Genomic DNA, 18,396 nt, shown 5'->3' with positions numbered 1-18,396 from the left:
CGATCGCCGCGTGCAGGCACACGGCGCCAAGAATGGCCAGGGCGATTCCGATCCCGAACATGAGGGGTTCCTTGATCTGTTGGGCGGACTGGCCGGCGGCCAATCCGTTGGCTATGGACCGGGCCCAATCCTTTCAGTTCCCTGAATAAATAAATGACCGGATCCGCGTCAAGGAGCCGTAACGGCCTGGTCGAGCTGGTTGAACACGAACAACGCCTCCGGCGCCTGCCCCAGCACCGTTTCCGCGATCCGCGCCCGCAGCCGCGCATGTTCGCGCTGCGCCTCGGGCGCCGGGTTGCCCAGCAGGGCGAAGAACTCAGGCGGCAGCACGCCTTCGCGCAGCACCGCCTGCACCCGCCGCTCGCCGCGCGCCAGCCAGAAGCTGTACGACTTGTCCGCGGCCTGGCTGTAGCGCGCCTCGGGCAGCGACAGGTCGATCCGGTAACAGCCGCGGGTGACGGCGCGGGTGGCGAACTCGATGGCATCGCGCACGCCCGGCCCGGGATGGCCGCTGACCACGCTCAGTTCGCCGCGCGGCACCGGCGCCCCGCCCTCTTCCAGCCGGGCCAGCGCGCCGCGCAGCCCCTGGAAGATCAGCGCCAGCATGGCGAGCGCGCCGTGGCCGTGATAGGCCATGACGGCGTCGAACGGAATCCGCAGGGGGCCCTGCTCGCCCTGCACGCGCAGCTCGCTGCCGGCGGGAATGGTCGGAATGGTCATGAAGGTCTCCATAAGAAAAAAAGCCGGCCGCGCCAGGCGGCCGGCCAGCGGGGGGCTATCAGAAGCGCGTGCGCAGCGTCAGGCTGAAGCTGCGGCCCGGCTCCAGCAGCGGGTTCAGGTCGGTCATGGCGTAGGCCACGTTGGACGAGGTCGCGGCCGTGCGGTAGGCGCGGTCGAACAGGTTGTTCACGCCCAGCACCACCTGGGTATTGCCCAGTTGCGGCAGGCCCAGGCGGTCCAGCTGCAATTGCGCGTACAGGTTGACCACGCCGTAGCCGGCCGCCGGGTATTCGGTGCGGGCGTCATAGCGGCTCTGGCCCTTGGCCCACTGCACCTCGCCGCTCAGCGCGTAGGCCTCGTTGGCGCCCACATACTGCAGGCCCACGATGCCGCTGAGCGGTGCGATGGAGGCCAGCGGCCGGTCGGTGTTGCGGTTGGTGGCGTGCAGATAGCTGGCGTTGCCGTACAGGTTGACGGTGCGCGTCAGCTGCCAGCGCCAATCGGTCTCCACCCCCTGGATGCGCACCTTGCCGACGTTGCGGCGCTGGGTCGCGGGCAGGCCCAGGTAGGTCGTGGTGGCGTTCTCCAGGAAGTCGCGGTAGTCGCTGCGGAAAGCGGTCAGGCCGACCGTGGCGCTATCGAAGTGCAGGCGCGTGCCGCCCTCGACGGTGGTGCCGCGCTCGGGCTTCAGCTCGGGGTTGGGAATGGTGTAGCTGGTGCCGGTGTAGCCGGCGCTGAACATCTCGGACGTCCACGGCATGCGGAACGAGGTGCCGACGCTGCCCAGCAGTTCGACCACGTCGGTGGCGCGATACGACAGGCCCAGGCTGCCGGTGGTGGCGGTCTGCTTGCTGTCCTGCGCGGCGCGGAAGGCCGGCAGCAGGTTGGGCGACGGCAGCGCATCCAGGCCCACGTCGGAACGGAACCAGTCGAAGCGGCCGCCGGCGGTCACGGTCCACTTGGGCGCGGGCTTCCACTCCGTCGTCAGGAAGGCGCCGACGTTGGTCTGGTACTGATTGGGGCCGGTCTTGGCGTAGGGCGTGCTGGTGGTGGTCGAGGTGCCGTTGGGCCGGTAGACAGTGATGTCGCTTCGGCTTTCCGAGCCGGGCCGGCGCTCGTGCATGAAGTCCAGGCCGAAGGTGGTGGTGGTCTGCGCCCACGGCACCGTCGCGGCCACGCTGCCGCCATAGACCACCGGGCCGATCACATGGCTGCGGGTCTCGACCAGGCGCGCCGGGTTGGTCTGGTTACGCGCCGACATCCAGGTATCGAACTCGTTGACGTAGACGCTGGCCTTGAGCGCGCTGATGGCGCCGTCGAATTCGCCGGTATAGGCCAGCCGGGCCTGCTTGACGCGGTTGGGGTCGCGCCGGCTGCTGGCGGCGGGATACGGCGGCACGGTGCCGGCGGCGCCGTCCTTGACGTAGGCCACGCGCGCGCTGGCCTCGATGCGCTGGCGGGCATCGGGCATGTAGCCCAGCACGATGCCGCCGCCCGCGCCGCGGAAGTCGCTGTTGGGCACCTCGCCCGTGGCGCTGTCGTAGTTGCTGGCGCGGCGGCCGGTGGCGTAGACGCGCAGGTCGAAGCCATCGCCCGCGCCTTCCACCGCCACGTTGCTCTGCACGCCGTGGCCGTTGCTGCGGTACGTGACCGAGGCTTCGCCGCCGTTCAGGCTGAACGGCTGCTCCAGGTTGCCATGGCCGCGCTTGGTGACGAAGTTGATCAGGCCGCCCAGCCCGTCGCTGCCGAAGCGCGACGAATCCGGGCCGCGCACCACCTCGACCTGTTCGATCTCGGTCGGGCTGATCAGCATGAACTGCAGCGTGTTGCGGCCGCGGAAGCGGTCGCCGTCGATGAACATCGGCACCCGCATGTCGTTGGTGTTCAGCCCGCGCAGGAAGATAGTGCCGGCGATGCCGCCGCTGCGGCTGACGGTGGCGTTGGGCACGCGGCCCAGCAGGTCGAGGGTGCTGTCGGTGTTGAGGCGCTCGATGTCCTGGCGCTCGATCACCGTGACCGGCTGCGTCACCGCGTGGTCGATGGTGGCGGGCGCGGGCGTGGCGCCCAGGGGCCGCAGGCGTCCGTCATCGGCCGGACGCTCGGCGCTGACCTGGATGGCGGGAAGTTGCGGCGCGTCGGCGGCGGCCGCCGGCGCGCCAATGGCCGCGGCGGTCAGCAGGCTGGCGCGGACGAGGGGCGAGAGAGAGGAAGGACGTGACATACGTGGACGCGATAGAAAAGACCAAGGGGTCGGACCGCGCCGCCTCAGGCGGCGGGAGTGGAAGCTTTCAGCCAGGGCAGGAAGCCCCGCAGGAAACGGGACGCGGCGGGCATGAAATAGCTGCCGTGGTGGTACATCGGATCCAGCGAGGTCACGATCAGCCGCCCCGCCGTGCTGTGGCGGTCCTCGTACAGCACCGAGCCCGCGCCGGCCTTGTCGATCAGCGAGACCGCGCCCGGCGGCGGCGTGAAGGTGCCGTGCTGGTGCCAGGTGGCATCGGCCAGCGTCAGGTGCGAAAACAACGGGTGTTCCGGCCGCGCCAGGCGCAGGCCCGAATCGGCGCCCGGGGTCTTCCACCACCAGAAATTCACTTCGCAATCGGTCCAATGCACGCCGTCCAGCCAGCGGTGCGAGCCGGTCTCGCCCATCGCCACCAGCGTCCTGCCCGAGGCCAGGAAGCGGGCGAAGCGCGCGCGGTGCGGCACGAGCAGGTCCGGATGGGTCCGGCACGACACGATCAGGGCGTCGCAGTCCGCCAGCGCGGCGGCGTCCAGCTCGGGCAGGTAGATGAAGCGGTCGAGATACGGCGTCAGTTCGGGCGTATGGAAGGTGCGGTGGTGGTAATACGTGCCGGCGTCCAGCGCCGCGATCACGGGGGTGCGCGAGGTCATGGCGGCGGTCATGCGGCGTCTCCCCACAGCCAATCGAACAGCTGCGGCACGATGCGCCCGGCGCTGTCGGCGCTGCCCGCGTACATCCACAGGTCGTTGCCGCTGTGCGTCAGCAGGCGGCCGCCGCCGGGCAGCGCGAGCACCCAGTCCACCGGCAGGGCGTCCGGGCCCAGGGTGTTCAGCACCCGCGCGCCGTCGGGCGGCGGGTTGCCGCCCCGCGCGTAGAAGCCCGCCACGCCGCGCCGGAAGGTCAGGTGTTCGGGATCGACGCCCTCGAACACCGGATGCGCGGCGGCGCGATGCACCCGCAGGCCCTCCAGGCCGCGCACCGCCCCCGGCGCGAACGGCCGCAGCCAGCGCAGGAACGGATAGGCGACGTGGCCGTTGAACACCATGGCGCCGCCGGCCAGCAGCCAGGCTTCAAGCCGGTCGCGTTGCCCTAGCAGATAGCGCTGGTCGACGTTGGCGGGCACCAGCAAGGCGCGCACGCGCGCCAGGTCGAGCCGCGCCAAGCCATACAGCGGTTCGGCCACGGCGCGCGGCCGCTCGCCGCCAGTGAGCGCGGCAGGGCCATTGCCGCTCCAGTGGTTCAGGTAGACGATGGAGGTCATCAGGGATCAACGGAAAAGAGGAATCACGCCGCGCACCTCGCCGGCCTCGCCCGCCAGCGACGCCACCCGCACCGGCATGCGGTACAGGCGGCTCAGGCGCTCGTCGGTGCACATCAAGGGGGTCGGGCCGACCTCGCAGGCGTCGTCGTGCATCAGCAGGGTCTGGTCGGCGATGTGCTGCGCGTGCTGCGGCTGGTGGGTCGAGAACACCACCGCCAGGCCTTGCTCGCGCGCCAGCCGGCGCAGGAGCGACAGGATGATGTCCTGGTTGCGCAGGTCCAGCGCCGCGCCCGGTTCGTCGAGCACGATGACGGAACTGGCGCTGGCCATGGCCCGCGCGATGCACACCAGTTGCTGCTGGCCGCCGCTCAAGGCCTGGAACGGCCGCCCGGCCAACGGCTCCAGCCCCACCGCCCGCAGGCAGTCGCGGGCGATCTCGCGGTCGCGCGGGCCCGGCGACGCATACCAGCGCAGATGGCGGGCGCGGCCCATTGTCACCATCGCCAGCACGTCGTAGGCGAACAGCGCGTCGGTGCGCTGCGGCACGTAGGCGGCGTGGCCTTGCAGGCGCACCGCGCCGGCGGCCGGCGCCCGCAGGCCCAGCAGGGTCTTGAGCAGCGAGGTCTTGCCGCGGCCGTTCGGTCCCAGCACCGCCAGGATCTCGCCGCCGCGCACGCGCAGCGACAGGTCCGACAGCAGGCGGCGGCCGCCCGCCTGCACCGCCAGGCGATCGAGCTCAAGCATGGTGCGCTCCCCCGCCCTGCGTGCGGCGCAGCAGCCAGGCGAACAGCGGCGCGCCGATCAGCGCGGTGATCACGCCCAGCGGAATCTCGGCGCTGGTGGCGCTGCGCGCCACCGTATCGACCCACACCATGTAGGTGCCGCCGATGAGCGCGCTGGCCGGCAGCAGCGCGCGGTGATCCGGGCCGACCAGCATGCGCGCGATGTGCGGCACCACCAGCCCGACCCAGCCCACCGTGCCGGACACCGCCACGCTGGCCGACACCACCAGCGTGGCGCAGCCCAGCAGCAGCCAGCGCAGCGGCTCGACCGCGATGCCCATGGCGCTGGCCTGCTCATCGCCCAGCGACAGCACGTTGATGCGGAACCGCAGCGCATACAGCAGGCCCATGCCCGCCGCGATCGGCAGCGCGGCCGCGGCCAGCTTGACGTACGAGGCCGTGGCGAAGCTGCCCATCAGCCAGAACACGATCGCCGGCAGGCTGTCGTTGGGGTCCGCGAAGTACGTGGCCAGCGAGATCAGCGCGGAGAAGAAAGCGCTGGTGACCACGCCCGCCAGCACCAGCATCAGGATGGTGGTGCGGCCCTGCGTGCGTCCCAGCAGATAGACGATGGCCACCGCCAGCAGGCCGCCGGCGAAGGCCAGCCCCAGCGTCGCCCACAGCGACGAGAACAGCAGGATCGCGGCGCAGCCGCCGAACGCCGCGCCGGACGAGATGCCAAGGATCTGCGGCCCCACCAGCGGATTGCGGAACGCACCCTGCAGCGCCGCGCCGCACAGCGCCAGGCTGGAACCGGCCAGCACCGACAGCAGCACCCGCGGCAGCCGCACCTGCAGCACCACGCGCTGTTCGGCGCCGCTGACGGCCGGCAGCCAGTCGGCCAGGCCGTCGGGCAGCGCCAGCCCCGCCAGCACGCTGGACACATGCGCCAGCGGCAGCGGGTAGCGGCCCACGCACAGCGCCGCCAGCATCGACGCCGGCAACGCCAGCGCCATCAACAGCCACGGCCAGGCCAGGCGGCGGCGCGCCACGCCCGCCTCGAGCGGCACGGATTCAGCGCAGGCGGTCATAGCCGGCGGCTCCCAGGTTCTGCCGCGCGTGCAGCACGGTGTCGATATCCGCCGCATCGGGCGTGTGGCCATACAGCTGCGTGTAGGCCTGCGCGATGTGCTCGCGCAGCGGCCAGTCGAAGCGGTCCGGGTGCAGCAGCTGGCTCAGCCACTGCCAGTACAGCGGCGACTCCTGGCTGGGCGGATCCCACAGGTAGCCGCCGGCCGGGATCTTGTAGACGCGATGGTTGCGCACCGCCGGAATGTCGGCGAACAGGGGGTCTTGATACAGCATGGCCGGCGTCAGCCCGGGCTCGAAGTTGTTCAGCAGGATCACGTCCGGCGCCCACGCCATGAGCTGTTCGATGTTGATCGTCTGCCCGCTGCCGATCGCCGCCGCCACATTGCGGCCGCCGGCCAGGCGGATGTCATCGTCGAAGCTGGTGCCCGCGCCCGAGGCGCGCAGCTGCGGCGCGTAGCGCGCCAGGTACAGCACGCCCGGACGCTGGTCGGGCCGCAGGCCGTCGGTCACCTTGGCGATGTCCGCCCGCACCTGGTCGCGCCACGCCAGCTGCGCCGCGGCGCGCGCCTCCTGCCCCAGCGACCGGCCCATCAACCGGATCCATTCGCGGCTGCGCGCCTCGTCGCCATACAGCAGCGCCGCCACCGGCAGGCCGGCGTTGCGCAGCGGCGCGATCAGGTCGTCGCCCATGTGCCCCCACTGCCACACCAGGTCCGGCTGGATCTGCAGCAGCGTCTCGACGTTGGGCGCGAAGCCCGAACGCGTGATGTCCGTCCGGACGGCGGCGAGGGCCGGGAACATGCGCGCCAGCAGGCCGTCCTTCATCAGTTCATGGGCGTTGGGGTGCATGCCGGCCAGATGCTGCGCGCCGCCGTCCAGCGAAATCAGCAGCGAACCCGCGGGCATCGGCAGCGTGACCACGCGGCGCGCGGGCGCAGCCAGCGGCACCGGGTTGCCCAGCATGTCGGTGAAGGCGGTGGGGGCCGGCAGGACGGCGGGCGGCAACAGGACCAGCGCCGCGAACGCGGCACTGCGCAGGAATCGGATAGCCATGGGAAATGAGGGGAACGGACGGCGCCGGCTGGCGCGGTGGTACCATTACAAATAAGAATCAATCTTATTTAATTCTAAGCGGCGGGGCCGCTCCCTCAAATGACTATTGTCAATTCGTCAAAGTCCCTCCTGACGGCCGCCCTGCGCCGCCATCCCTGGTTCGACGGCGTCGGCGACGCGGCGCTGGCCACGCTGGCGGAACGCAGCCGCTGGCTGCGGTTCGAGGCCGGCGACACGCTGTTCTCGGAAGGCCAGGCCGCGACCTCGTGCCTGCTGGTCTGCGAAGGGTCGGTGCAGGGCCTGCGCTACACCGCCGACGGCGGCGACAAGGTCTTCGGCCACGTCGGGCCGGGCGGCTGGCTGTCGGCGCTGACGCTGTTCGAGACCTCGCCGCGCCACCTGCACAGCGTGCGCGCCCGCACCGACGGCAACGGCTGCCTGCTGCAGGCCGACGCCTTCCGGCAGCTGTGCCTGGACGACGCCCGCTTCGCCTGCCGCGTCATGACGCACGCCGCCAACCTGGTGCGCCACCACACCGACCAGATCGACTGGCTCACCTCCAGCTCGGCCGAGGAACGGCTGGCCGAATACGTGCTGCGCGCCGGCAAGCCACAGGCCGACCAGCCACTGGCGCTGCCGCTCAGCCACTCGCAGATCGCCGTCAAGCTCGGCATGCGGGCCGAGACCCTCAGCCGCATCTTCTCCAAGTGGCGCCGCGAAGGCATCATCGCCAGCCGCCGCGGCACGCTCTACGTGCTGCGGCTCGCGCCGCTCGAACAACTGGCGTCCGGATGCTGAAACGCCGCGCGTCCCGACGGACGCGCGGCGTTCATGCGTGACCGCCCGATGTCACGTCACCGGGCGGTCACAGCCCTCACTTCACGCTGGCCACCGCGTCCAGGATCACCCGCGCCACCGCTTCCGGCTGCGATTGCTGCGGCACGTGGCTGGTCTGCAGGTCGGTGACCTTGGCGCCGATGCGCTTGGCCATCTGGTGCTGCAGCGCCGGCAGGATCATGCGGTCATGGTTGCTGACCACGAACCACGACGGCTTGGTTTTCCACGCGGCGGTCGACACCGGTTCGCCAAAGGCGCTGGCCTTGATGGGACCCTGCGTGGCCGCCATCACCCTGGCCTGCGCGGCCGGCACGTCCTGCGCGAAATCGCGCGCCAGGCCGGCGGCCGACAGGCTCAGCCAGCCGTGGCTGTCGGCGCCGATGCTGTCCGAGCCCGGCGCCTTGGGCGTGCCTTCGGTCAGCGTCGCCACCGACTGGCCGGCGTCGGGCGCGAACGCGGCCACGTACACCAGGCTGGCGACCTTGGGATGGTTGCCGGCCTCGGTGATCACCGTGCCGCCCCACGAATGGCCGACCAGCACCACCTTGCCGGGCTGGTTGTCGATGGCGCGGTTGGCCGCGGCCACGTCGCCGGCCAGCGATTCGAGCGGGTTCTGCACCGCCTGCACCTGCACGCCCTTGGCCTGCAGCAGGGCGACCACCTTGGCCCAGTCCGAGCCGTCGGCGAAGGCGCCGTGCACGATGACGACGGACGGCCGCGCGGCGGCCGGCTCGGCGGCGAACGATTGCGAGACGGGCGCGGCGAACAGGCCGGCGACCAGGAGGGAGGCTGCGATAATATGGCGCTTCATGGAGATTCCTTTTTCGGGATCAAACGCCGACGTGGCGCTTGGTTGACGCCAGTGTCGTTTTCCCGCCGGTCGCGCGGTATCGGATGATTGACCGATGCGCCGGTCCCCGCCTTCCCGCCCTCTCCTGTTGCCGCCCATTCATCGCCCCGCCTGGCCCCATGATCGCCGATAGCGCCATTGAACTGACCGACGCCGTGCTGGCCATGGCCTTCATCGGCGACCTCAGCATGGGCCGCGCCACCGACCATTCGCGCCGCACCGCCTGCCTGGCGGGACTGCTGGCCGCGGCGCAAGGCCTGGACGCGGCTGGCCAGGACCACGCCCGCGCGGTGGCGCTGCTGCGCTGGTCCGGCTGCACCGCCAACGCCGGCGGCTTCGCCGAACTGCTGGGCGACGACATCGCCTCGCGCGAGGCCATGATGGCGCACACCCTGCCACCGCTGGATGCACGCACGCAGTCGCTGATCGTGCCGCTGGCGCTGATCCATTGCGAGATCTCCGGCGACGTCGCCGTCAGCCTGGGCATGCCCGACGCGGTGGTGGCCGGGCTACGCCACGCCTTCGAGCGCCACGACGGCAAGGGCATGCCGCAGGCGCTGGGCGGCGACGCCGTCTCGCCGCTGGCGTTCATCGTCAACGCCGCCAGCGACCTGGAGATCCTCAGTCGCGCCCATGGCCGCGACAGCGCGCTGGACTTCCTGCGCCAGCAGGCCGGCGCCAAGTATCCCGCCGACGTCGCCGCGCTGGCCGTGCGCCACGGCCCGGCCTGGCTCGACCGGATCGACGCCGATCCGCCCGACGGCGCCGACTGGAACCTGGCCGGCGGCCGCCCCGGCGCGCCCGCCGCGCTGACGCTGCTGGCCGACGTGGCCGAACTCAAGCTGCCCTGGCTGGCCGGCTATTCGCGCCGGGTGGCGGCGCTGGCGGTGGCCACCGCCGCGCGGCTCGACCTGGACGCGGCGACGCAGGCGCGCTTGCAGGCCGCCGCGCTGGTCCACGGCATCGGCCGCGCCGCGCTGCCGAACCGCCTGTGGAACACCGCCGGCAAGCTGTCGCCGGACCAATGGGAGCAGGTGCGCCTGATGCCCTACTGGACCGCGCGCGCGGCGCGCCAGATCAAGGGCCTGAGCGAGGCCGCCGAACTGGCCTCGTATGCCTACGAACGGCTGGACGGCAGCGGCTATTTCCGCGGCGCGGCGGGCGCGGCCCTGGGCTTGCCCCAGCGCGTGCTGGCCGCCTGCGTGACCTTGCAGGCGCTGCTCGAGGACCGCCCCTGGCGTCCCGCGCTTGCGCTGGCGGACGCGGCGCGGCAACTGCGCCGGGAGGCCGCCGCCGGCCGCTACGACGCCGACGTGGCCGAGGCCGCCATCGCCGCGGCGGGCGGCGAGACCGCCGCCCCGCGCCGCGCCGTCTCGCCGCTGTCGCAACGCGAACTCGAGGTGCTGCGGCAGATCAGCCTGGGGGCCAGCAACAAGGAAGCGGCGCGCGCCCTGAACATCAGCCCCAGCACGGTGCGCACCCATGTCGAAAGCGTGTTCCGCAAGCTGGAATGCTCGACCCGCGCGGCCGCCACGCTCAAGGCGCTGACCTCGGGTCTGCTGTAGCCGGCGTCACGCGCCGGCGGGGCAGGCAGTGATCGTGCCAGGCCCCCCGCCCCCGGCACGGCGCCGGCTCAACGATCGGCGATCGCCCGCAGGACCGCGTAGGTTTCCCGCTCGTCCTGGTTCTCGCCGTAGTCGCTGAGCTTGACGATCACCACGCGCCGGCCAGGATGGACGTACAGGTACTGGCCATGGATGCCCACGGCCGCGAAGTCCGGCCCGCCTGCGGGGTCCAGCTGCCACCATTGCGCGGCGTAGCCCCAGCCGTCGACCGGATGCGGCGCGGGACGCGCGATGCGCGCCACCCAGGCGGCCGGCACCAGGCCGCCGCCCTGCCCGGCCTCCAGCACGCGCTGCCCGACCCGGGCGAAGTCGCGCGCCGTGGCGTTCAGGCAGCAGAAGGCCTTCTCGATGCCGCCGGGCCGGTCCACGTTCCAGGTGGCGGCGGACTCCGCGCCCATCGGCCCCCAGAGCCGCTCGGCGAGCAGGTCGGCCAACGGCTTGCCGGTCGCCCGCGTCAGCGCCATGCCCAGCAACTGGGTGTCGATGCTGCGGTAGTCGCCGTCGCTGCCCGGCGTGAAATGCATGCGCCGGTGGTCGCGCGCAAAGCCGGCCAGGTCGCGCGTCAGGTACATGCGCGCGGCGCCGGCGAAGGGCCAGTAGGCCCGGTAGTTCTCCGACACGTCGATGCCCGAGGCCATGTCCAGCAGATGCCCGAGCGTGACGCGGTCGTAGTCGCCCGCGCCCGCCAGTTCGGGCAGCAGCGCGGTCAGGCGGTCGTCCTCGCGCAGCTCGCCGCGCGCGATCGCCTGGCCCACCAGCAGCGACACCACCGACTTGGCCATCGACCATGACGACTGCGTGTCGGTGGCGCGCACGCCCGGCCGATACCACTCGTATTCCAGCTGGCCGTCGCGCAGCACCACCAGCGCGTTGGTGGCGGTGCGTTGCAGGAACTGCTCGAACGGGATTTCGGCGCCCTTCCACGGCACCGTGGCGGGCGGCGGCCAGGCGCTGGCCGCCAGCACGGACGGCGTGGCCGAGGCCGGCACGACCCGCGCCGGCAACAGGTCGCCGCGGCGCGACGGCGCCGACACTTCCAGCTGCCACAGCGTGTGCGGCGGCGGGATCTCCATCACGGCGGTGGCCGCATAGGCGGCGGCCGCCAGCGCGGCCAGCCCCAAGGCCAGCCGCCAGGCGGCGCGGCCCGGGCGGCGGGCGCGCGGGCGCGTGATGCGGGAGGTCGGGTCCGTAGCCATGGCGCGGATCATGCCAAGTCCGCGCCGATTGCACAACAGGCATCGCGCGGTCGAGATTCAAGTCTCAATGTATCCGCCCGCCCGCGCCGTACATTGCGACACCCCCGGGTCCGCGCGCCTGGCTACAACGGCTCCACAACCTGTCACTTCCCTTTCTCGGAGACCCGCCATGCCGGACCCCATCGATACCCAACGCCGCCGCCTGCTCGGCACCACCTCGGCCCTGGCCGGCGCCAGCCTCTTGAACCTGGGCCTGGGCGCCAGCGCACGCGCCCAGGGCGCCGCGCCCACCGCCCCTCGCGCCGGCGGCGCCGCCACCTTCAGCGGCCTGCGCCAGATCCGCGCCGGCGACCTGGATATCGGCTACGTCGACGCCGGCCCGGCCAACGGCCCGGTCGCGATCCTGCTGCACGGCTGGCCCTACGACATCCACAGCTTCATCGACGTCGTGCCGCGCCTGACCGCCGCCGGCTACCGCGTCATCGTGCCGTACCTGCGCGGCTACGGCTCGACCCGCTTCCTGTCGGCCGACACCGCGCGCAATGGCGAACAGGCGGTGGTGGCGGTCGACATCATCGCGCTGATGGACGCCCTGAAGATCGGCAAGGCCGTGATCGCCGGCTTCGACTGGGGCGCGCGCACCGCCAACATCATGGCCGCGCTCTGGCCCGAACGCTGCCAGGCGCTGGTGTCGGTCAGCGGCTACCTGATCGGCAGCCAGGAAGGCAACCGCAAGCCGCTGCCGCCGCAGGCCGAGTTCCAGTGGTGGTACCAGTTCTACTTCGCCACAGAACGCGGCGCGGCCGGCTACGCCGCCAACGTCGACGCCTTCAACAAGCTGATCTGGCAGCTGGCCTCGCCGCAATGGCGCTTCGACGACGCCACCTATGCGCGCAGCGCCCGCGCGTTCGCCAATCCCGACCACGTCGCCATCGTCATCCACAACTACCGCTGGCGCCTGGGCCTGGCCCAGGGCGAAGCGCGCTACGACGAGCTGGAGCGGCGCCTGGCCGTGGCGCCGAAGATCGCGGTGCCGACCATCACGCTGGAAAGCGACGCCAACGGCGCGCCGCACCCCGCGCCCGCCGCCTACGCCGGCCAGTTCAGCGGCAAGTACCGCCACGTCGACGTCACCGGCGGCATCGGCCACAATCTGCCGCAGGAAGCGCCCGAGGCCTTCGCCGACGCGGTGCTGCAGGTGACGCGGCTGTGACGGCCGCGTGTCCGCCGGGCAACACCCGGCGGACACGGCGTTGACAGCGTCATCATCGCTGCCTTAGGATGCGCCCTTGCTTTTCGACAACCCCTTTTCTTCCGGGTGCCAACGTGTCTGCCATTCGTCAATTCGCCTAACGCCGACGACTACCTTCCGGTAATCGCGGTCTGCCTGCCCATTCCCGTGGCTCGACCTTCCCGGTCTTGAGCGCAACGCGTGGCAGGCGCGGTTCCGGAAAGCGCAACACATCCCCCCGCTTCCCTCCCTGCGCAAGACCGTGTCGTCGGCTTCCCCACTTTCCCTGGAGAAGACCCATGACGCCGGATTTCCGCGCCTGTGCGCAATCCCTTGAACTGTTCCGCTACCCCCGTACCCCGCACCTGGAAGGCTCGCGGCTGCAGGAGGGCGACCACGGCCACGACCACGTGCCCTACCGCGACCTGCGCGGCCTGCACCTGGTGGTGGAAGAGAAACTGGATGGCGCCAACACCGGCATCAGTTTCAGCCCCGCGGGCCACCTGCTGCTGCAATCGCGCGGCCACTACCTGGTGGGCGGCGGGCGCGAACGCCAATTCAATTTCATCAAGGCCTGGGCCCAGGCCCACGCCGGCTGGCTGCTGCAACGGCTCGAAGACCGCTACGTGATGTACGGCGAAACGCTGTCGAAGAAGCACTCGGTGTTCTACGACGCGCTGCCGCACCACTTCTTCGAGTTCGACGTGCTCGACCGCCGCACCGGCGCCTTCCTGTCCACGGCGGCGCGGCGCGCGCTGCTGGCCGGCGGCCCGGTGCTGTCGGTGCCGGTGCTGTACGAAGGCCTGGCGCCCGCGCGCCTGGCCGACCTGAAGGCCCTGCTGCGGCCCTCGCTGGCCAAGACGGCGCGATGGCGCGACGCGTTCGAGGCCACCGTGCGGCGCGAGGGCCTGGACCTGGCGCTGGCCTGGAAGCAATGCGACAAGTCGGATCTGTCGGAAGGCCTGTATCTCAAGGTGGAGGCCGACGGCAGAACGCTGGGCCGCTACAAGTGGGTGCGCGCCGACTTCGTCCAGGCCATCCTGGCGGCCGACAAGCACCATTCCGAGCAGCCCTACGTCCCCAACCAGCTCGCGCCCGGCGTCGACCTGTACGCCCCGCGTCCGCGGGTGGATTGGGACACGCTGCGCGGCGACAAGGAGGCATCATGAATTACGAACATCTGCGGGCCCTGGCGCCCGCCGCCGGCCAGGCGCCGGACTTTGCGGCCTGCCTGGCGGCGTTTCCAGCGCTGGCGCTGGCCAAGACCACGCCGCAGGACCCGCGCTACCACGGCGAAGGCGACGTCTGGACCCATACCCGCATGGTGGTCGAGGCGCTGCTGGCGCTGCCCGACTACCAGGCCGCGTCGCGCGCCGACCAGGAGATCGTGTTCCTGGCGGCGCTGCTGCACGACATCGCCAAGCACGCCACCACGGTGATCGACCCCGTCAGCGGCGCGATTTCGCAACCGGGCCATTCCGCCCGGGGCGCCATCGACGCGCGCATCGCGCTGTGGGACGCGGGCGTGCCCTTCGCCGTGCGCGAGGCGGTCTGCCGCCTGATCGCCGTGCACCAGGTGCCGTTCTTCGCCTTGTCCGGCTCGCGCCGCGGCAAATCGGTGGAATTCATCGTGCGCGAGCTGTCGTGGCAACTGAGCATTCCGCTGCTGGCGATGCTGGCCGAGGCCGACATGCGCGGCCGCATCTGCCGCGACCAGCAACAGGTGCTGGACAACATCGCGCTGTTCCGCGAGGCCGCCCGCGAGGAAGACTGCTACGGCCAGCCGCGGCGCTTCGCCGATGCGCACACCGCCGTCAGCTATTTCCGTGGCGCCGACGTCCATCCGGACTACGCCCTGTTCCAGGAGCCCGGCTCGCGCGTCATCGTGATGGCGGGCCTGCCGGCCAGCGGCAAGAACAGCTGGGTGGCGGCGCATCACCCCGACCTGCCGGTGGTGTCGTTCGACGATGCGCGCGAAGCGCTCGGCCTGGCGCACGGCAAGAACGAGGGCAAGGTGGCGCACCTGGCGATCGACCAGGCCAAGGCGCTGCTGCGCGAGCGCCGGCCGTTCGTGTGGAACGCCACCAACCTCAGCCCGCTGATGCGCAAGAAAACGCTGGATCTGCTGTACGCCTACCACGCCGAGGTCGAGCTGGTGTACCTGGAGCAGCCGCGCGCCGAGCTGCTGCGGCGCAACGCCCGGCGCGACACGTCGCTGCCGAACAAGACCCTGCTGGGCATGCTGCACCGCTGGGATCTGCCGTTGCCGACCGAAGCGCATCGGGTGGTGTACGCGGTGTAGGCGCGGCGGCGCCGGGATCAACCGGCTCAGTGCTCGCGGATCAGCGTCGTCGAAAACTCGTAGCGCCCGGCCGGATGGTACGAGCACGACGCTTCCACGATCTGTCCGGCCTGGTCCTTGTAGTGGCGCAGGATCAACAGGCCGGGCGACTCGGGCGTCACCTGCAATTCACCCGCCACCGCGGCCGGCATGGCGCAGGCCGAGATGGTCTGCTCGACCGAGGCGATGCGGCGGCCGTAGTGTTCCTCGATCAATTCCGACACCAGCCGGTCGGGATGCTGGCGCGCCAGCTTGCGCACGCCCTTGTAGTGGGCATCCACGTACAGCTCGGTCCACACCACCGGCGGCTGCCCCGGCGTGCCGCGGGTGGAGGCGAAGCGCAGCCAGCGCGTGCCGGGCCCGACGCCCAGGCGCGCGGCCAGCTCCAGGTCGGCCACGATTTCCTGCACCTGCAGGATGGTGCGCGGCGTGCGCGCGGCCAGTTGCACCAGGTCTTCCAGCGACCGCAGCGACTGGCTGAAACCGGCCTTGGGCCGGGCCGCCGTGACCACGGTGCCGCTGCCGCGCCGGCGCGCGATCAACCCCAGGTCCTGCAACTGGCGCAATGCCGCCCGCAGGGTGTGGCGGCTGGCGTCGAACTCTTCGGCCAGGGCATTCTCGGACGGCAGCACGGCCCCCACGGCATACACGCCGCCGGCGATCCGTCGTGCCAGTTCTTCGGAGATGCGGGTGTACAGCGAGATGGACATGGAACCGGGGGTGTTTGCGACAGGCTCCATTCTATCTGCTGCCCGGGCGCGGGTATTCCCCGGCATTGACGCCCGCCGACGGCCCTGCTTAAATGTACGTACAACTTTTTAAGAGCGTACATTTATGCCAGTCTCGGTCCTCGAATCCACCCTGTTCAAAGACATGTTCGGCACCGCCGCGATGCGGGCCGTGTTCGACGACGCCGCCACCGTGCGGCGCTATGTGGAAACCGAAGTCGCGCTGGCGCGGGTGCAGGGCCGGCTGGGCGTGATCCCGGCCGAGGCCGCCCGCGCCATCGAGGCCCGCGCCGACGCCGCCGCCCTCGACATGGCGCTGCTGCGCGAGGAAACCGAGATCGTCGGCTATCCGATCCTGCCGCTGGTGCACCAGCTGTCGCGCCAATGCGGCCCGGAGGGCGAATACCTGCACTGGGGCGCGACCACGCAGGACATCATGGACACCGCCACCGTGCTGCAGGTGCGCGAGGCGCTGGAACTGGTGGACGCCGACCTGGCGGCGCTGGACGCCATCCTCGACAACCTGGCGCGCGAATACCGTGACACCCCCATGGCGGGCCGCACCCACCTGCAGCACGCCCTGCCGATCACGTTCGGCTACAAGGCGGCCGTCTGGCTGCTGATGCTGCGGCGCCATCGCGAACGCCTGGCGCAACTGCGGCCGCGGGTGCTGATCGGGCAATTCGGCGGCGCGGCCGGCACGCTGGCCTCGCTCGGCGAACAGGGCCTGGCGGTGCATGGCGCCCTGATGGACGAACTGGGATTGGGCGCCGCGCCGGTGACCTGGCACGTGGCGCGCGACGGCCTGGCCGAAACGGTGCAGTTCCTGGCGCTGGTGTGCGGTTCGCTGGGCAAGATCGCGGTCGACATCATGCTGATGATGACCAACGAGCTGGGCGAGGCGTTCGAGCCGTTCGTGAAGGGCCGTGGCGCCTCCAGCACCATGCCGCAGAAGCGCAATCCGATCTCGTGCGAGCTGATGTGGGCGGCGTCCAAGACCGTGCGCCAGCACGCCGGGCTGGCGCTGGACGCCATGCTGCAGGACTTCGAGCGCGCCACCGGCCCCTGGCACATCGAATGGTCGGCCGTGCCCGAGGCCTTCGTGCTGACGGCCGGCTCGCTGCGCCAGGCCCGCTTCATGCTCGGCGGACTGGAAGTGGACACCGCGCGCATGGCGCGCAACCTGGATCTGTCCGGCGGCCTGATCGTGGCCGAGGCCGTGATGATGGGGCTGGCGCCGCACATCGGCCGCCAGACCGCGCATGACGTGGTCTACGACGCCTGCCGCGCGGCGGCCACGTCGCGCCGCCGGCTGGCCGACGTGCTGCGCGAGGACGCGCGGGTCGCGCAGCGGCTCGGCGCGGACCAGATCGAACGGCTGTGCGATCCGGCCCATTACCTCGGGGCCGCGCCCCGGATGGTGGACCGCATGCGCGCGCATCTCAACCCCGGCGCCGCCTGAACCGCGGCGCTGGCTTTCCCGCGATAAAAAAACACCCACGGAGACAAACCATGAAGAACTGGCTGGCGGCGATCACCGCCACGGCGGCGTTCGCCCTGACCCCGGGCGCGCACGCGCAGGACACCTACCCCAACCGCGCCATCACCTGGATCGTGCCGTTCGCGGCCGGCGGCCCCACCGACGCGATGGCGCGCAACATCGCCAACCGCGTCGCGCAGGAACTCAAGCAGACCATCCTGATCGAGAACGTGGGCGGCGCGGGCGGCACCATCGGCGCGGCCAAGGCGGCCAAGTCGACGCCCGACGGCTACACCTTCCTGGTGGGCCACATCGGCTACATGGCCGCCGCGCCGTCGCTGTACCAGCGGCTGCCGTACGACCCCACCAAGGACTTCCAGGCGGTGTTCCGCTTCCCCGACACGCCGCTGGTGCTGCTGGTGGGCGAAAGCTCGCCGTACAAGTCGGTGTCCGAACTGATCGCCTTCGGCAAGCAGCATCCGGGCAAGCTCAACTTCAGTAACGCCGGGGTCGGCTCGACCTCGCACCTGGTGGCCGCCATGTTCGCCAGCCAGGCCGGCATGGAGATCACGCCCATCGCCTACAAGGGCGCCGGGCCGGCGCTGAACGACCTGATGGGCAATCAGGTCGACGCCATGTTCGACCAGACCAACACCGCGCTGCCGCAGACCCGCGGCGGCAAGGTGCGCGCGCTGGGGCTGACCTCGGCCACCGCCATGCCGCAGTTCCCCGATGTGGCGCCGATGGGCGCGCAGGCGCTGCCGGGCTTCCAGGTGTCCACCTGGTACGGCCTGTACGCGCCCAGGGGCACGCCGGACGCGGTGGTGCAGACGATGTACCGCGCCTGGCAGAAGGCGCTGGCCGACAATGACTTCACCGGCAAGATGGTGGAACAGGGCATCCAGTTGCTGCCCGAGGGCCAGTACGCGCCCGCCGCCTTCCAGCAGTTCACCGCCGACGAAGGCAAGCGCTGGGCCGGCGTCATCAAGCAGGCCGGCATCACGCTGCAATAGGCCCG

Annotated in this window: 17 protein-coding genes; 7 read left to right on the top strand and 10 right to left on the bottom strand. The window is 71.2% G+C overall.

Going from position 1 to position 18,396, the window contains the following annotated elements; genetic code table 11:
• Positions 1 to 168: 168 nt before the first annotated feature.
• The 7 genes from AOZ53_RS02160 to AOZ53_RS02130 are packed head-to-tail and all read right to left on the bottom strand — an operon-like array spanning position 169 to position 7,090.
• Positions 169 to 720 carry a hypothetical protein gene (locus tag AOZ53_RS02160; protein WP_054431868.1) on the bottom strand — a complete coding sequence of 184 codons (552 nt, stop codon included), beginning with the start codon at positions 718 to 720 and terminating at the stop codon, positions 169 to 171.
• A gap of 58 nt (positions 721 to 778) precedes the next feature.
• Positions 779 to 2,941 carry a TonB-dependent receptor gene (locus tag AOZ53_RS02155; RefSeq protein ID WP_054486699.1) on the bottom strand — a complete coding sequence of 721 codons (2,163 nt, stop codon included), beginning with the start codon at positions 2,939 to 2,941 and terminating at the stop codon, positions 779 to 781.
• A 44-nt stretch (positions 2,942 to 2,985) separates the two neighbouring features.
• Entirely contained in the window at positions 2,986 to 3,624 is a 639-nt protein-coding gene (locus tag AOZ53_RS02150; RefSeq protein ID WP_054486698.1) for a hypothetical protein, read from the bottom strand.
• Complete coding sequence (locus tag AOZ53_RS02145) at positions 3,621 to 4,223, bottom strand: hypothetical protein (RefSeq protein ID WP_054486697.1); 603 nt, start codon at positions 4,221 to 4,223, stop codon at positions 3,621 to 3,623. The genes AOZ53_RS02150 and AOZ53_RS02145 overlap by 4 nt, the downstream gene beginning before the upstream one ends.
• Before the next feature lie 6 nt (positions 4,224 to 4,229).
• Complete coding sequence (locus tag AOZ53_RS02140; RefSeq protein WP_054486696.1) at positions 4,230 to 4,967, bottom strand: ABC transporter ATP-binding protein; 738 nt, start codon at positions 4,965 to 4,967, stop codon at positions 4,230 to 4,232.
• A complete protein-coding gene (locus AOZ53_RS02135; RefSeq protein WP_231689782.1) occupies positions 4,960 to 6,036 on the bottom strand; it encodes a FecCD family ABC transporter permease in 1,077 nt (358 codons plus the stop codon). Before AOZ53_RS02135 ends, AOZ53_RS02140 begins: the two co-directional genes overlap by 8 nt.
• Positions 6,020 to 7,090 carry an ABC transporter substrate-binding protein gene (locus AOZ53_RS02130; protein WP_082385472.1) on the bottom strand — a complete coding sequence of 357 codons (1,071 nt, stop codon included), beginning with the start codon at positions 7,088 to 7,090 and terminating at the stop codon, positions 6,020 to 6,022. The genes AOZ53_RS02135 and AOZ53_RS02130 overlap by 17 nt, the downstream gene beginning before the upstream one ends.
• Positions 7,091 to 7,189: 99 nt before the next feature.
• On the opposite strand from AOZ53_RS02130, the gene AOZ53_RS02125 reads away from it, so the two are divergent.
• Entirely contained in the window at positions 7,190 to 7,888 is a 699-nt protein-coding gene (locus AOZ53_RS02125) for a Crp/Fnr family transcriptional regulator (protein ID WP_054431873.1), read from the top strand.
• A gap of 76 nt (positions 7,889 to 7,964) precedes the next feature.
• On the opposite strand, the gene AOZ53_RS02120 is transcribed toward AOZ53_RS02125, so the two are convergent.
• Positions 7,965 to 8,738, bottom strand: coding sequence for an alpha/beta fold hydrolase (locus AOZ53_RS02120; RefSeq protein WP_054431874.1), 774 nt, complete (start codon positions 8,736 to 8,738; stop codon positions 7,965 to 7,967).
• Positions 8,739 to 8,896: 158 nt separating this feature from the next.
• Between AOZ53_RS02120 and AOZ53_RS02115 the strand changes: the two genes are divergently transcribed.
• Entirely contained in the window at positions 8,897 to 10,342 is a 1,446-nt protein-coding gene (locus tag AOZ53_RS02115; RefSeq protein WP_054486695.1) for an HD domain-containing phosphohydrolase, read from the top strand.
• A gap of 68 nt (positions 10,343 to 10,410) precedes the next feature.
• On the opposite strand, the gene AOZ53_RS02110 is transcribed toward AOZ53_RS02115, so the two are convergent.
• Positions 10,411 to 11,598 (bottom strand): serine hydrolase domain-containing protein, encoded by a 1,188-nt coding sequence (locus tag AOZ53_RS02110; protein WP_231690540.1) that lies wholly within the window; start codon positions 11,596 to 11,598, stop codon positions 10,411 to 10,413.
• Positions 11,599 to 11,767: 169 nt separating this feature from the next.
• On the opposite strand from AOZ53_RS02110, the gene AOZ53_RS02105 reads away from it, so the two are divergent.
• The 3 genes from AOZ53_RS02105 to AOZ53_RS02095 all read left to right on the top strand — a co-directional run bounded on the left by AOZ53_RS02105 (position 11,768) and on the right by AOZ53_RS02095 (position 15,131).
• Complete coding sequence (locus tag AOZ53_RS02105; protein WP_054486693.1) at positions 11,768 to 12,811, top strand: alpha/beta hydrolase; 1,044 nt, start codon at positions 11,768 to 11,770, stop codon at positions 12,809 to 12,811.
• A 317-nt stretch (positions 12,812 to 13,128) separates the two neighbouring features.
• Positions 13,129 to 13,998 (top strand): RNA ligase family protein, encoded by an 870-nt coding sequence (locus AOZ53_RS02100; protein WP_054486692.1) that lies wholly within the window; start codon positions 13,129 to 13,131, stop codon positions 13,996 to 13,998.
• Positions 13,995 to 15,131: an AAA family ATPase gene (locus AOZ53_RS02095; RefSeq protein ID WP_054486691.1), complete on the top strand. Its 1,137-nt coding sequence runs from the start codon at positions 13,995 to 13,997 to the stop codon at positions 15,129 to 15,131. Before AOZ53_RS02100 ends, AOZ53_RS02095 begins: the two co-directional genes overlap by 4 nt.
• Before the next feature lie 26 nt (positions 15,132 to 15,157).
• On the opposite strand, the gene AOZ53_RS02090 is transcribed toward AOZ53_RS02095, so the two are convergent.
• Entirely contained in the window at positions 15,158 to 15,910 is a 753-nt protein-coding gene (locus tag AOZ53_RS02090; RefSeq protein ID WP_231690223.1) for a GntR family transcriptional regulator, read from the bottom strand.
• 94 nt (positions 15,911 to 16,004) lie between these two features.
• Here AOZ53_RS02090 and AOZ53_RS02085 point away from each other — a divergent pair, with 94 nt between their 5' ends.
• Positions 16,005 to 17,360: a class-II fumarase/aspartase family protein gene (locus AOZ53_RS02085; protein ID WP_054474160.1), complete on the top strand. Its 1,356-nt coding sequence runs from the start codon at positions 16,005 to 16,007 to the stop codon at positions 17,358 to 17,360.
• 50 nt (positions 17,361 to 17,410) lie between these two features.
• The gene (locus tag AOZ53_RS02080; protein WP_054431881.1) at positions 17,411 to 18,391 is read left to right on the top strand and encodes a Bug family tripartite tricarboxylate transporter substrate binding protein; all 981 of its coding nucleotides are present in this window, start codon (positions 17,411 to 17,413) and stop codon (positions 18,389 to 18,391) included.
• Positions 18,392 to 18,396 lie beyond the last annotated feature (5 nt).

This window comes from Achromobacter sp. 2789STDY5608621 (assembly GCF_001299375.1).
GTDB lineage: Bacteria > Pseudomonadota > Gammaproteobacteria > Burkholderiales > Burkholderiaceae_B > Achromobacter > Achromobacter insuavis.
Note: the sequence above shows the minus strand (reverse complement) of the source record. Positions and strands in the feature narration are given on the sequence as shown.